The sequence below is a fragment of the Rickettsia sp. MAE-05 genome (assembly GCF_057319745.1).
Map to the genome: position 1 here is coordinate 408,439 of NZ_JBLTIO010000002.1, position 14,772 is coordinate 423,210.

A 14,772-nucleotide genomic window follows, 5' to 3' on the forward strand; every position below is an offset into this window, starting at 1 on the left:
CTTAATTCTTACAAATTTAATTATTAATCGTTACATCAATTACCGGAGTATTCTCTGTACTCTGATTTTTTAATATCGGTGAAGGTTCACTACTAATTGAATCTGCTTTAATTGTAAGAAATCTAATGATATTTTCGTTAAGCTTCATTTTTCTTTCTAGCTCTTCTTTTACATTACCAGTAATATCTAGACCTAAAAAATAATAATGTCCTTTTTTGTTATTACCGATTTTGTAAGCTAAAGTTCTTAACCCCCAATATTCTTTTTTTACGATAGTGCCATTATTATCTTTAATAATTTTAGCAAAATCATCAACGATTTTATCTATATCGTTTAATGATACGTCTTGGCGTATAATAAAAACTGATTCATAAAAGCTCATGATATATAAAAATCTCCAACAAACAAACTTTAAAATAAAGCTATTTATAGCAACTAAAACTATTAAATTCAAGTATTATCTTTAAAAAATTATTATTTCTTTGTTTCTTTTTATAAAAAGTTTGCTATAAACCCTAATAAATCAGAAAATTATTACAAAAGTTTTTAATTATAGAAGAAAAAATAAAAAAGTGTTAATATTTCTTTAAGTAATGATATAGAGAGAGCAGGATTTAATATAATTAGGGCTTCAACTCTAGAAAAAGCATTAACTTATTTCTTTAGTCAGCCGCTTGCTATCATGATTATTAGTGCAGAATTACAAGAAAATCCTTTAATAACAATAAATAACGTTAGAAAAATTAATAAATTTTCTAAAACTCCTATAATATTTTTATTACCAAACAAGCAATTAAATTTAACAGAAATAGACGATAACGTACTATTTTTTATAAGCCCTTTTTATCTGAGCAAATAGTAGGTACTTTAAAGAGCTTATTGAGACGTTCTAAGTCAGTTTTACAGGATAATATTATTAAATTTAAGAATATAAATATTGATTTAAATACTGAAAAAGTATACAAAGACGGACTGAATATTCGCCTAGGTCCTACTGAGTTTAAAATTTTGCGGCTTTTTTTTCAGTTTCCAAATGAAGTGTTTTCGCGTCAAGAAATAATAAAATATTTATGGGAAAGTGAAGAGACTTTTAATGAACGTCTTATAGATGTTCATATAAATAGAATTAGAGAGGCCTTAGGGAAAGACAATTTAATTATTAAAACAGTTCGTTTTATCGGTTATTGTTTAAATAAAGATAGCGACTAGAATTTTGTTGTCAAAATTTTCTTTGTATTTATGCATTAAGTATGTTAATATTTATTAATTATATTTATGTATACTATAATATAATAAGATTTTATTCGTTGCCAATTTATATATTTTATAACTAAAAACTGTAAATTTTATGTTAAGTAAACTAAATAAGCCTGCTTTATTTGCTTTAATATTTTATCCTATTTTTATTATATCTCTTGTAGTTAAATATTCGTTTGATTATGGGATAGGACTAACTGAAGTTATTTTTATAATTGCTAGTTATTATATTAATAATATTACCGTTGGGATTGGTTTGCATAGGTTATGGTCTCATAATGCCTATAAAATAAATAAATATGCCGAGTTTGTCTTAATTATGCTGTCTGCAGGAACATTACAAGGACCGGCTTTATCTTGGGCATCGAATCATTATAAACATCATAGATATACGGATCAAGACCAAGATCCGCATACTCCTTTAAAATTTGACAATAAATTTTTAGGCTTTATGTGGTCTCATATAGGATGGATGCTAGTCGGAAGCGGTAGCTATAAGTCTATTGATCGCATTACTTGGGCTAAGCACGGGAAAAACAATTTATTAAAATGGCAGCTAAAATATTATTGGCAAATAGCAGCTTTTATGAATATTGTCGTGCCTTTATTTATCGGTTACTTAGTCGGCGGTACTATATTATCGGCATATGCAGGATTTTTATTTATGGGGCTCGGTAGATTCCTACAGCAGCAAGCAACCTTCTGTGTTAATTCTTTATGCCACTTTGCCGGTAGTAAACAATATTACAAAGGCACGGCCGGAGATATTTGGTGGATGGCTCTATTTTTACTAGGTGAAAATTGGCATAATTACCATCATGCTTTTCCTTCAGATTATCGTAACGGTGCAAAATGGTATCATTTTGACGTTCACAAATGGATAATATTTTTAATGAGTAAAATAGGTTTAGCTTCAGAACTTGAACGTACTACAAAAGTACGTATACAGGCAAAAATGCAAGAAACTTTAAGCTATCTTAGTGAAAAACAAAAGCAAAAATTGACTTTAATGCAAACTAAAATAGATCATTTATTAGAAAATCTATGCTTAAAAATTAAAGAGCTTGAAGAATCATCTATTACTATTAAAGAACAATTTAAGAAATCTTTTGTAGAAATACAAGAATCACTTAAAAATTTAGCAGAGCAAGTAAGTTCTGCAACGCAAATAACAGAAAAACCTTCGGAAAAATTACTAAAAATAGTTAATAAAAAAATTATTGATGCCGAACAATCTATTTATAAGCTGTATAACCAACTAAATACCTTAAAGGTATCTAATTAAGCATTATTAAATAAAGATAAATATCGTCATTGCGAGCCGGCTGCATGGATACGAGTTGTCATTGCGAGCAGTCGTAGACTGCGTGGCAATCTCGTTAAATATCCTGAGATTGCCGCGTCGTTGCTAACGCAACTCCTCGCAATGACGGAAACGGTCTACGCAACAATGACGATTTGGTATCCACGCAGGCAACACTACTTTTTTAGCCAATACCGGTTTCAATTTGAATGATAAAAATTTTAGGTATAGAATCAAGCTGTGACGATACAGCTGTTTCTATAATCACCGAAAATCGAGAAATCCTATCTAATATAATTATTTCACAAAATACAGAACATGCAGTTTTTGGAGGGGTCGTACCTGAAATTGCTGCACGTTCTCACTTATCGAATCTAGATAAAGCATTAAGAAATGTTTTAAAAGAGAGCAACACTAAATTAACGGAAATTAGTGCAATTGCCGCAACTTCCGGTCCAGGCTTAATCGGCGGTGTTATAGTCGGTTCAATGTTTGCAAGGTCGCTAAGCAGTGCTTTAAAAAAACCATTTATTGCAATTAATCATTTAGAAGGTCATGCTTTAACCGCAAGGCTAACCGATAATATCCCTTATCCTTATTTACTCTTGTTAGCTTCGGGGGGACATTGCCAATTTGTAGCGGTCCTAGGGCTTGGAAAATATAAAATATTAGGATCTACTATAGATGATGCCGTAGGCGAAGCCTTTGACAAAGTAGCAAAAATGCTAAACTTAGCCTTTCCTGGAGGACCTGAAATTGAGAAAAGAGCAAAACTTGGCGATCCTCATAAATATAAATTTCCAAAACCTATAATTAACAGCGGTAATTGCAATATGTCCTTTTCAGGGCTTAAAACTGCCGTACGTACTTTAATAATGAGTTTAAAGGAACTTAATGACGCTGTAATTAATGATATAGCGGCAAGTTTTCAGTTCACCATAGGAGAAATTCTAAGTAGTAAGGTACAGGATGCTATTATAGCATATGAACGAGTTGTAAATGATTATTACGAGAATATAGATTATACTACACAGCTAAATTTAAAAAGCTTTAGACAAAATGAATTTAAGGAAGAGCCTGCGGAGCGTACAAAAGTACGTGAGCACAGGCTCTACCCGCAAAATTCGCTTGGATCAAGCTTTTTAAATGACGCTATAGTTATTGCCGGTGGGGTTGCTGCCAATAAATATTTACAAGAAATATTAAGTAATTGTGCTAAAACATATGGTTATCAGCTTATTTATCCGCCTATCCGTTTATGTACCGATAATGCTGCAATAATTGCATATGCAGGACTTGAGCGTTACAATAATAAGCTATTTACTCCTTTGAATTTCTGTCCAAAAGCTAGATGGAGTTTAGAGGATATCAGTAAATAAATTTTAATATTGACACTTCTTAATATAGTAGTATGATATGTAATTACCATGTTTCATGGTAATTATCTATATAAAAAAGAGGTAAGTTTATGAGCAATAACAATTATGAAAACATATATAAAGCATTTAATTGTTTTTCAGAAGCAACCAATTCTGCCTATTCAGCCGTAAATAATTTTTTAGAACTACCTAATGTATTTAATAAATATCCTACTGTTATTTCTTTAATTTTTTCTAAAACAGCAAAATTAGATTCTAATATAACCACTATAATTAAAAACGGTGTTATTATATATGAGATATCAACAACCTTAATAGGTGCCGTAAATACTTTCTATAAAGATAAAAAACTAGTCGATAAAATATTAAAAGACGGACAGAATGCTATTGATAAGCTTATTGAAACAACAACTTACTTATCGCCAATAGTTACAGATATTACAAATTCTTACTTAGTTGATCCGTATAAAGAAGAAAAAACACTATTATTTGACTTACAAATTCCTAACTCTACTAGTAATGATTGTTATAAATTATCAGGTACTGAAAGTATAACATTAACTGAAATTGAATGTTATTAACTCTAAATTGACCCGAATTATGGATAAATCTTTATCCATAATTCGGTAAGTAATATTTCTTTTTTATATCAAGTTATGATATCAATTTGTGAAGCGTCGGATCCTAATGTATAAGTTTCCATGTCTATATCGGTATTTGTGGATACTAATTGCTCTATGTTAGAAAGCCATAGATCAAAATTACTTTTCCATGTATCATATATGATTGGCTTGTTTTTCATACTAATACATAGGGTATGCTCATCCTGGTCGTGCCTCCGTATTGCAGTTTAGAGTAAATAGTCTATAATCCTCAAACAGTAATAAGAGAGAATTATAGTTAAGGAGTTATGGCAAAAATAGATGTTAAGTGTAGATATTGTAACAACACAGAAGAAGTAATAAAGTCAGGATATTCAATTTCAAAACAACAGAGATATCAATGCAAGCGGTGTAATCGATATTTTCAATTGGAGTATATTAATAATGCATCTAAGCCTGGAGTTAAGGAGCAAATAGTAGAAATGTCAATCAACGGCTCTGGAGTTAGAGATACAGTAAGAGTATTAAAAGTGGGTATCAATACAGTTATCCGTGTTTTAAAAAAATCTAGTATTAAAAACAATAAATCATTCTATCAGTACAACAGAAGTAATTATTGCTCCTGAGATAGATGAACAATGGTCTTATGTACAGAATAAATCCAGACAACGATGGCTTTGGTATGCCTTGGATAAGATTTCGTTAAAAGTAGTTGCTTATACGTTTGGTACAAGATGTGATAGCACATTAGAATCATTACTGAAAAAACTAGAGAATTTCAAGGTGACTTTTTACTATACAGATGGATGGGGGAGTTATGCTAGGTTATTAGACCCTAAAAAGCATATTATCAGTAAAAAATACACTCAACGGATAGAACGAAGTAACTTGAACCTTAGAACGAGATGCAAGAGGCTTGCACGTAAGACAATCTGCTTTTCCAAGTCATTGGATATTCATGATAAGGTTATTGGTACTCTTATTGAACGTATAGCTTTTTAATAGGCGTAACTGCAATATGGAGGCATGACCGTCAACTTCAAAAATTGGCTATGTCATTCTACAAGAGCTGCGGTACTCACGTATTAAGTAACTGCTGCCGCTCCTCGCTTTGTGAATTTCTTGCTCTTTTTGAAGTTGACCTTCGTATACTACTTTTCATTTCACATCAGTATACTTACAATTCTCTAACTGGTTTTAATACTAGCTTCTTATTCCTGAAGATATTGGTTTTAGAAAAGAAGCCGTTTTTTGGTTTTTTAAAATCACGTTTATAATTTTCACCGGTGACAACATTATAGCTAGTAATTAAAGAAGGTATAACCTCGTTATAATATATTTTATAAAGGTCGTGCATAGTTTCTTTGGTAGTTAAATATCCCCATTTTACGGCTTGTTGCGGTACTCTAGCGAGTGCCTCAATACAGGCTACAGCTTCTTCAATTTCAGGGTTTTTATTTTTATACACTTCAGCGTTTGGCGATAAATTAGCTTGCATATCTTTAAACATAGCATCAATCATTAACGCCATATATTTATCGGTTTTAAATTTTTTTACAAATATTAGGTTATTCCTACTGCTATAATTTAAAAGCCGAAATTTATATATAAAAATCATAAATTTTATAGCATAAACTTTTAAGCCGCTAAGCTTGTTTGCATTATAAAATTTAAGTTTCGTTTCATAATCTAATTGCTTTTTCATGCCTGCTTTAAGGAGCTTACTAAGCAAATTATGACAATGTATTATATCATTTTTTCTAGCAATTCGTACTTTATCAGTAGCTTTAGTACCGGAAAAATTAGCCGAATGGCGAGTTATTTGCCTGCCTTTATCATCTCTTTTTATATCGGCAAAATGCCCAAGCTCTTGGGCTGCGATAATCTGAAGCCTAGCAACGGCAGGCCAGCCATTACCGTACATAGGATAGTCTTTATTGTTTTCAGCAAAAGGATTACCGCCGCATGAAACAAAAATAGCTACGTCCTTGCCGTTAGTGCTTTGCATACCGCTATTACCGCCTACTCGTTGCCAGCTAACCATATCCATCATATCGCCGATATTATGTGAATAGGTAAGGAATACTTCCGTCTTATTAAGAAGAAGCCACCTTATTACAATCGGATGAGCCGACTGAACAAAAAGACGTGCCAGCATTTCGGTTACTTCTTTCTTAACCGGCTGCAATTTTTGTATTTGCTTTTTTAAATTGTCAAAAATTGATTTTATTTTCTGATCTGAAGCGGAATTTTTGTATAAATTTTGAAAAAGCTTAGTAGTTTCAGGGATTAAATGCGGGCTTGTTAGTTCTTCTTTACTAACCATTAAGCTTATATTAAGAGCAGGCTCGGTAAATCTTGCAAAATTGCAGCAATCATCAGTATCTATCCGTAATTTACCAGACTTAATTAATTGCATCGCCAAATGCTCATACTCTATTTCCATGTCCTGCTTATAAATAGCAGGAACATTGTCAAGAATGTAGTATATGCTAGTCATTAGACCTCTTCAGAAACTCTACTTCTAGGGGTAATTTGTACGTCGATCCGGTACTCGAATCCTCACGTACTAAAGTGTACGCTGCGACTCTAAGGCCTACAACGACATCTACCTTAGAGAATACTTTGTCAAAGCAGCCTATAAAAAATTTATCCGATGATGTTAATTTTATTGCATCTAGTGCTTTTTGTCTATCATCTTCATTTTTAATACATGTGTTAATTGCCTCTCTCCTAAAAAATAAATGAGGATAATCATTGAAAATTTTTGTAATTAGCTCCGGCTGTTTCTCACTAAAATATTCGAGACATGCCTTATTACCATATCTAAATATTTTATATGCTAAAAATAAGACAAAACAACCTTGTTCTTCTTCAGTAAATTTATCAGCAAAATATTTTTGATTAAAAAAATCTTCAACCCCTCTTCTGATGCCAGTTGAAGAAAATCCTATTTTTTTCAAAAGTGGTTTTGAGAGATCAACTGAAACGCAAGATATCTTCACACTTCGCAGCTGTCCGATTTTTGCTTTCTCAGTTATTATTTCAGATTCAGGTACTTGCTTTTCTATTTGCCATAAATCATTTTCTACAGTACCGGGAGTAGTTTTTCTTATCTCCTCCCATGATGTACTTAATCCCTCTTTTGCAGTAGTTATAATTTGGTTTAACAATGATTTAGAATTCTTTAATATACTCTCTGCATTATGATACATATAACCAATCAAAGAAATAGCATCTTGAAGTGCTAATTTTTCCATAGGATTACTATTCATTTCGTCGGTATTATTAGTATCATAACGAAAAAAATTACCTTGCAACGGCAGTTTAGTCGTAAAGAAATTACTGAAATCTGTCCCATTAGTTTTTTTGATTTCTGCACTCCTTAAATTAGCAAAAAATAAAGCTAATCTCTGTAAATCTTGTTCTATAGATACGGTCATATTAGATTGCTTATTAATCATTTTACAAAATTTAGTAAGTACATCTACTAGCCTTTTTTCTTCCTTAGAGTTAAATATATTATCCCCGGCATCATGCAGAACTGCTATTAAAGCAGTGGCAATAGGACTTAAAAAACCGGACGCTGCTATGTCGCCAAGATAACAAACATTTCACCCAAGAAGAGGCACTTATACGTTCCAAATGCCCCGAATCAGGAACTACTAAGCCGCTACTTACGGCACTAGCAGCAATACATACATTGTGTAAAGCCATATTAAAATGTTTATAATATTCTTCTAATTTAGGATTAAGGACTTGCAATTCTTTAATTTGGGTGTTTATATCTACAATAAGCGAGATATTTGCAGATGCTAACATTTTTTTCATGTCTGCAATAGTTAGCTCTATGTCTGTAACCTTGTGTTCAAGTGTAGTTACTCTGCTTGCTAGCATTACTACTGATTTTGCCAACTCTTCGTTATTGTTGCTTTTATTAAGTGCAATTAATTGACTCTTAGATAAATCATTTTCTCTCGGTAGCAGCGGTGAATTAGTAGTTTTATTAGGTTCTTGGGGTATTTGACTAAGAAATTCTTTCTGGTTCTTTTGGGAAGGTGTATATTGTTCGAGTACAATCTTAGCTTCCTTGAATTTACCTACTTTACAAAGAATTTTGCCTAATAAAAAATAAGTATTTTTAGGGATAGATTTGTATTGAGCTGTTTTACGAAATGAAATTTCTGCCTTAAAGTAAAGCTGTTGCTTTTCTGTTATATCATTATTAGTTTCTGCTTGGGAAGTATAGATTATACCATTTCCATAGTGATAGTATTGTATATATCCGACTAATCCTTTAATTTCTGCTAATTTATTAAATGCTCCTTCATAATTACGACTTTTACATAGTGTTTTAATATCTTTCAATATTTGTTTTATCATATTCTATCTATTATTAGTTATATTTGTTTAAATCATATTATGGCCGCCGTTGATAGAAATAGTCTCGCCTGTTATAAAGCCGGCATTTTCATCAACTAAAAATGCCACGGCTCTAGCTATTTCTTCAGGCTGTCCTAGTCTTTTTTTGGGGATACTATTAACGATTTTAGCAAGTACGTCTTCGGGTACTGCTCCTACCATTTCGGTTGCAATATACCCTGGAGCTATACAGTTAACGGTGATATTTTTAGAAGCAGTTTCACGAGCAAGAGCCTTAGTAAAACCGATGATTCCGGCTTTAGCAGCAGAGTAATTAGTCTGCCCAACCTGCCCTGCTTGAGCATTAATTGAACTGATATTTACTATACGACCGTAATCTTGGTTTCGCATCTGTTCCATTACGCTACTAGACATATTAAAGCAAGAATTGAGATTAACGTTAATGACGTCATTCCAATCTTGATGGCTCATTCTATGTAGCATTTTATCTTTGGTAATACCGGCATTGTTAACAAGAATACTTACCGGTTTTTTAAATTCCTCTTCAATTTCCTTTACTGCTTGCCTGCATTCTTCAAAATCCGCAACATTCCAGCGTTTAGTTTTGATACCGTATTTTTCTTCCATCTCTTTAGCAGCGTCGTAATTACTGAAAAAATTAGCAACTACCGTAATGCCCTTATTTTTTAATTCTAAAGCGGTAGCCTTACCTATTCCTCTAGTACCGCCTGTTACAATTGCAATTTCTGACATTATTTCTCCATACCTATATTTTGACTTTTATTAAATTTAACCGGTGGGGTTATACTTGGTTTAAGTTGTGACACCGATTTAGTTAACGGTTTAACAACTTTCTTATCACTGCGTATTACGATAGATTCTTTAGGATGATTTTTTTCATATTCTGCATCTATCTTTTTATCCATCTTTTTTTTTGTCTTCAATTTTATTTGTTTTAGCCGTTACCTCCATTATACCAGCAAGTGTTTCTTTTCTACTTTTTGGAATACCCGCTTTATTTTCGCTTTTTGTTCCATAACAGCCGATAGTTGCACCGCCTGCATAAATACTACCTGCTTGTTGAGCAATATGACCGTTTTTAAGTAATTGTTTATCGATGTCTGTTATTTTTATACCGGTATATTTTGATAATGCTTGAGATATTTTATTATGTTCATTAAGTCCTTCTCTATCTTTACCGCTAGCACACATTGTTAATATTTCTTCCTGAGGTAAATTTATTAAACTAGTGGTTTTATTTTCTTGTTTATTTTGTCTTATTTTTTCTGTTAAATTACTTAAGGCATCTGATATATTTAGATTAATATTTTCTTTATCAAACGATATAAAAGGAAGTTTTGTCTCGAAAGATACTCTAAAAGGAATATCTGCTTGCTCAATATTTTCTCTTAATGTTACAGCTTTTTTTAATATTTCTTTTTCCTGATCCGTTAAATTTGCATTGTTAATTATTTCTACTGCATTTCCTTTAGGTTTATTTATCCTAAAAAAACGTTCAAATTTGCTTCTAGGTTTAATATGTGCTTTTAATTCATCAATTCCTTTTTGAGTTGGTAAATTTTCTGCTATTTTGTTTAAAGTATCACTCACTCCTGAAAAATTATTTGTTACTCCTATAAGCCTAAATAAATTAAGAGGAGTATTAGTATTTTTCCCACCGACATTTTCCATAGATTTTTTTGTCTGATCAACAATTGTGGGATCATTGCCAGCTCCTATAGGACCTGAGTTTAATGTATTGGTATGAATAGTAACGCCGTCTTCAAGCCATTCTTGGGCTTGGCGTGAATTTAAGTCGGTAATTTTTTGTCTAGAATCTATATCATTTGAAATCGAGGCTAATGTACCTGCATGTTTAGATGTAAGCAATGTTTCAAAATTTTTACCGTCTTTGTCGGTTATTGCCCCAATTTTCTCAAAGGCATTTTTCATGCCAACAATTTGTCGTAACTGGGTTGGGATAACATGCTTACCGTTTTTAATTGCATCAGCGTACTGATCAACAAGCTTCCTCTCCCATTCAGGCATTACATTATACCAGTTTTTACCTTCTCTATTTTGATATTCTTGCTTTTGTTCTTCTGTTAAGCCTTTAAAAGCTACTTCCGCTTCGACTACAATATGCTCTTTTCCCTCATAATTGGTGACTTTTGACAAAGTTACTATATTACAATGCTCATCATTGAAATTTTGAAAATCTTTAGCAACATTTAATTTTTTATGAGCATTTTTAATACCATTTGTTCCTAGCAATTCAGCAACCTTGTCAATCTCAGTTTGCATATTTTTTGAGATATTTTCTTGTGATTTTTCCATATTCAAAGCATTAAAACTATTAATAAATTTTACTGCTTCTTTATTTAATTTCAGCACAAGCTCAGGTTTATTTTCGGTCTTTGCTATGTCTATCGCTCCTCTGATAGCGTTTAAATATTGCATTTCAAAAGCTTCAGTGCCTAAAACAATTTTTTCATTAGGATTGTTGCGACCGTCACGTATTAATATTGAAGTTTCGCCATTTTTTCCTTCAATTTTAGTAAGCTTTATACCGGTTTTCTTATGACGTAAAATTTCTAAACCCTGTAATGCCCCGGTAAAGCTGCCTTTTTCAACAGCTTCTTCAATTTTAGCTCTATTTGTTTCTAAAGGAACGCCTACTCCGGATGTAGTTAAAAATTCTTTTGTATGATTTAATAAAAACGCCTTATCGTTATCAAATTGTTTTTTTAATGATGAAAGCATTATAAAATTCTATATGTAGTTGTTCATCTCTTGTTATTTTAATTAAAAATTATTATATAAAAATAGTCTAGTTAAAAATATTTAACTTTATTAATTAAAATATGTTATTTATATGAATATTGATAAATTTACTGCACATGCTAAATCAGTGATAGCTAGTAGCCAATCGATTGCTGCTAAAAACGATCATCAGCAAATATTACCTTTGCATTTATTATCTAGTCTTTTAAGTGAAGAAACAGGTATAATTCAAACCCTTATTAATAATACCGGAGGTAATATAAACTTATTAAAAGATCAAGTTCAGCTAGAACTAAATAAAATTCCAAAAGTTCAGGTTGAGGGAGGGGGACAAGTTTATTCTTCTGCTGAAGCTCTTAAAGTTTTAGAAAAAGCTAGTAGCATTGCTAAAGACAGTGGGGATAGCTTTGTAACCATAGAGCGTATATTTGAAGCATTAACTTATGATAATACTATAGCCGGTAAAATTTTAACGAATAATGGAATTAATAGTAAAAAATTAGCAGCAGCTATTTTACAGCTTCGTAAAGGCAAAAAAGCAGATACCGAATCGGCAGAAAATAGTTGCGATGCTCTAAAGAAATACGGCAGAGACGTAACAGAGCTTGCCGAAAGCGGTAAGCTTGACCCGATAATCGGACGTGATGAAGAAATAAGAAGAACCGTGCAGGTACTATCACGACGCATGAAAAACAATCCTGTGTTGATCGGTGAACCAGGAGTCGGTAAAACTGCTATAATAGAGGGCTTAGCACAACGCATATTTAGTAAGGACGTACCTGAATCGCTTATTAATTGCCGTATTATAGAGCTTGATATGGGAGCATTAATAGCAGGAGCTAAATATCGAGGCGAATTTGAGGAGCGTCTTAAAGCAGTACTTGGTGAAATCAAGGAATCAAGCGGTGAAATTATCTTATTTATTGATGAATTGCATTTATTGGTTGGTACGGGCAAAACCGATGGTGCTATGGATGCCTCAAATTTACTAAAGCCGATGCTTGCTCGTGGTGAGCTACATTGCATCGGAGCTACTACTTTAGACGAATATCGTAAATATATCGAGAAGGATGCAGCACTCGCTCGTCGTTTCCAACCTGTTTATGTAGGTGAACCAAGCGTAGAAGATACTATATCAATACTTAGAGGAATTAAAGAAAAATACGAGCTGCATCATGCCGTACGAATTTCCGATAGTGCAATAGTTGCAGCAGCGACGTTATCAAACCGTTATATTACCGATCGTTATTTACCTGATAAAGCTATTGATTTGATTGATGAAGCTTGTAGCCGTATGAAAATAGAATTGTCAAGTAAGCCTGAAGAGCTTGACGAGCTAGATCGCCGTATTATTCAGATAAAAATTGAGCTTGCAGCACTTAAAAAAGAAAATGACGAGCATTCTAAAAAGAAAATTACCCATTTAACCGAGGAACTCGAAAAGTTAGAATCTAAATCATATGATATGAACGCTAAATGGCAAGCAGAAAAGTCTAAACTACAGCAAGCCCAAAAACTTAAAGAAGAGTTAGAACGAGCAAGAATCGATCTAGAGCGTGCCGAGCGTGACGCTAATCTCGCTAAAGCTAGTGAGCTAAAATACGGAATTATACCTGAGATTATGAAAAAGATTCAGGAAGCCGAAAGTATGGATAATAAAGGGCTATTAAAAGAAATTGTATCGGAAAGTGATATAGCAAGTATTATCTCTCGTATTACTGGTATTCCGATTGATACTATGCTATCAAGTGAACGTGAGCGTTTGCTTGTAATGGAGCAGAAATTACGTGAATCGGTTATAGGACAAGATGAAGCAATTAAAGGCGTTAGTGATGCAGTTAGAAGATCACGTGCAGGTATTCAGGATATTAACCGCCCGCTTGGTTCCTTCTTATTCTTAGGACCTACAGGAGTAGGTAAAACCGAGCTTACCAAAGCCTTAGCCAGTTTTCTTTTTGATGACCGTAATGCGATACTTCGTATAGATATGTCGGAATATATGGAGAAGCATGCTATTTCTCGTTTAATAGGAGCCCCTCCCGGCTATATCGGATATGATCAAGGGGGGGTGTTAACGGAAAGCATAAGACGCCGCCCTTATCAGGTAATATTATTTGATGAAGTTGAAAAAGCCCATCCCGACATATTTAATATTATGCTGCAAATACTTGATGAGGGAAGATTAACCGATAGTCAGGGTATCACAGTTGATTTTAAAAATACTATTATAGTTTTAACTTCTAATTTAGGTGCTGAGATACTCGTTAATCAGAAAGAGGACGAAGATACATATAAAGTAAAAGATGAGGTTATGGAATATGTTAAAGCTGTATTTAAGCCAGAGTTTTTAAATAGGTTAGACGAGATTATATTATTCCATCGCCTAAATCGTAATAATGTTCATGATATAGTTAAGATACAGCTTGAAAGCTTAAAGAAAATTTTACTAGCACAAAATATTATTCTTGAATTTGATGAATCTGCTTTAAATTATTTAGCCGAAAAAGGCTATGACCCAAGTTTTGGAGCAAGACCCTTAAAACGCCTTATCCAGAGGGAAATACAAAATAACTTAGCCAAAATGATTTTAGCAGGCGAAATAAGTAGCGGCAATACCGTGAAAATAGCTAGAGAAAAGGAAGAGCTACGGATAAAGATAATTGATTAAGCTCTGCGTACGAAAACTAAATTATTGCATAACTTATAATTTTCATTAATTTTTTCTTGAGCCTAGTCGATTACTTTGTTATAATCACCTTTCTAACTTTGATAAATAAGTAAGTTAGATACAATAAAAATCTAATGAACGGAGGTGTGAAGCATTATGTATAATGACGATGAAATAGATTACTAAACAGCAGAAGAGATATTGAAAGAAATCTACTCCTTAAATGAACTGGAAGAATTAAAAAAACAAGATGGAGCAGAACTTGAAGAATATGTCGATGCTTACAATGAAGCAGAATTAGATGATAATAACAGTATGGTCGTGCCTCCGTATTGCAGTTTAGAGTAAATAGTCTATAATCCTCAAACAGTAATAAGAGAGAATTATAGTTAAGGA

Annotated in this window: 12 protein-coding genes and 2 pseudogenes; 7 read left to right on the plus strand and 7 right to left on the minus strand. The window is 32.7% G+C overall.

From position 1 onward, the window contains the following. Window positions 1-16: 16 nt before the first annotated feature. Window positions 17-382, minus strand: coding sequence for a 30S ribosomal protein S6 (gene rpsF / locus ACNFN7_RS05700; RefSeq protein ID WP_041078796.1), 366 nt, complete (start codon window positions 380-382; stop codon window positions 17-19). Window positions 383-879: 497 nt separating this feature from the next. Between rpsF and ACNFN7_RS05705 the strand changes: the two genes are divergently transcribed. From ACNFN7_RS05705 to ACNFN7_RS05725, 5 genes and pseudogenes are all read left to right on the plus strand, one after another. After that, window positions 880-1,209, plus strand: a complete 330-nt coding sequence (locus ACNFN7_RS05705; RefSeq protein ID WP_485441184.1) for a winged helix-turn-helix domain-containing protein — start codon at window positions 880-882, stop codon at window positions 1,207-1,209. A gap of 139 nt (window positions 1,210-1,348) precedes the next feature. Next, window positions 1,349-2,542 carry a fatty acid desaturase gene (locus ACNFN7_RS05710; protein ID WP_485441185.1) on the plus strand — a complete coding sequence of 398 codons (1,194 nt, stop codon included), beginning with the start codon at window positions 1,349-1,351 and terminating at the stop codon, window positions 2,540-2,542. Window positions 2,543-2,769: 227 nt separating this feature from the next. Then, a complete protein-coding gene (gene tsaD / locus ACNFN7_RS05715; RefSeq protein ID WP_485441186.1) occupies window positions 2,770-3,939 on the plus strand; it encodes a tRNA (adenosine(37)-N6)-threonylcarbamoyltransferase complex transferase subunit TsaD in 1,170 nt (389 codons plus the stop codon). Between the two features lie 89 nt (window positions 3,940-4,028). Further along, window positions 4,029-4,520, plus strand: coding sequence for a DUF5424 family protein (locus ACNFN7_RS05720; protein WP_485441187.1), 492 nt, complete (start codon window positions 4,029-4,031; stop codon window positions 4,518-4,520). Between the two features lie 329 nt (window positions 4,521-4,849). Further along, a pseudogene (locus ACNFN7_RS05725) lies at window positions 4,850-5,543 on the plus strand (IS1 family transposase). Between the two features lie 175 nt (window positions 5,544-5,718). Here the strand turns inward: ACNFN7_RS05725 and ACNFN7_RS05730 are convergent. The 6 genes and pseudogenes from ACNFN7_RS05730 to ACNFN7_RS05755 all read right to left on the minus strand — a co-directional run bounded on the left by ACNFN7_RS05730 (window position 5,719) and on the right by ACNFN7_RS05755 (window position 11,687). Continuing rightward, entirely contained in the window at window positions 5,719-7,041 is a 1,323-nt protein-coding gene (locus ACNFN7_RS05730) for a DUF2748 family protein (protein WP_485441188.1), read from the minus strand. Further along, window positions 7,037-8,005 (minus strand): annotated as a pseudogene (locus ACNFN7_RS05735) (palindromic element RPE1 domain-containing protein); the annotation flags it as partial. The pseudogene ACNFN7_RS05735 and the gene ACNFN7_RS05730, both read right to left, overlap by 5 nt. A gap of 70 nt (window positions 8,006-8,075) precedes the next feature. Then, window positions 8,076-8,924 (minus strand): hypothetical protein, encoded by an 849-nt coding sequence (locus ACNFN7_RS05740; RefSeq protein WP_485441189.1) that lies wholly within the window; start codon window positions 8,922-8,924, stop codon window positions 8,076-8,078. A gap of 27 nt (window positions 8,925-8,951) precedes the next feature. Then, window positions 8,952-9,677 (minus strand): SDR family oxidoreductase, encoded by a 726-nt coding sequence (locus ACNFN7_RS05745; RefSeq protein WP_485441190.1) that lies wholly within the window; start codon window positions 9,675-9,677, stop codon window positions 8,952-8,954. Then, complete coding sequence (locus ACNFN7_RS05750; protein ID WP_485441191.1) at window positions 9,677-9,850, minus strand: hypothetical protein; 174 nt, start codon at window positions 9,848-9,850, stop codon at window positions 9,677-9,679. Before ACNFN7_RS05750 ends, ACNFN7_RS05745 begins: the two co-directional genes overlap by 1 nt. Beyond that, window positions 9,843-11,687, minus strand: coding sequence for a hypothetical protein (locus tag ACNFN7_RS05755; protein WP_485441192.1), 1,845 nt, complete (start codon window positions 11,685-11,687; stop codon window positions 9,843-9,845). The genes ACNFN7_RS05750 and ACNFN7_RS05755 overlap by 8 nt, the downstream gene beginning before the upstream one ends. A gap of 112 nt (window positions 11,688-11,799) precedes the next feature. On the opposite strand from ACNFN7_RS05755, the gene clpB reads away from it, so the two are divergent. Together clpB and ACNFN7_RS05765 are read left to right on the plus strand one after the other, a co-directional pair. Then, the gene (clpB, locus tag ACNFN7_RS05760; protein ID WP_485441193.1) at window positions 11,800-14,376 is read left to right on the plus strand and encodes an ATP-dependent chaperone ClpB; all 2,577 of its coding nucleotides are present in this window, start codon (window positions 11,800-11,802) and stop codon (window positions 14,374-14,376) included. Between the two features lie 201 nt (window positions 14,377-14,577). Further along, window positions 14,578-14,724, plus strand: coding sequence for a hypothetical protein (locus tag ACNFN7_RS05765; RefSeq protein WP_485441194.1), 147 nt, complete (start codon window positions 14,578-14,580; stop codon window positions 14,722-14,724). Window positions 14,725-14,772 lie beyond the last annotated feature (48 nt).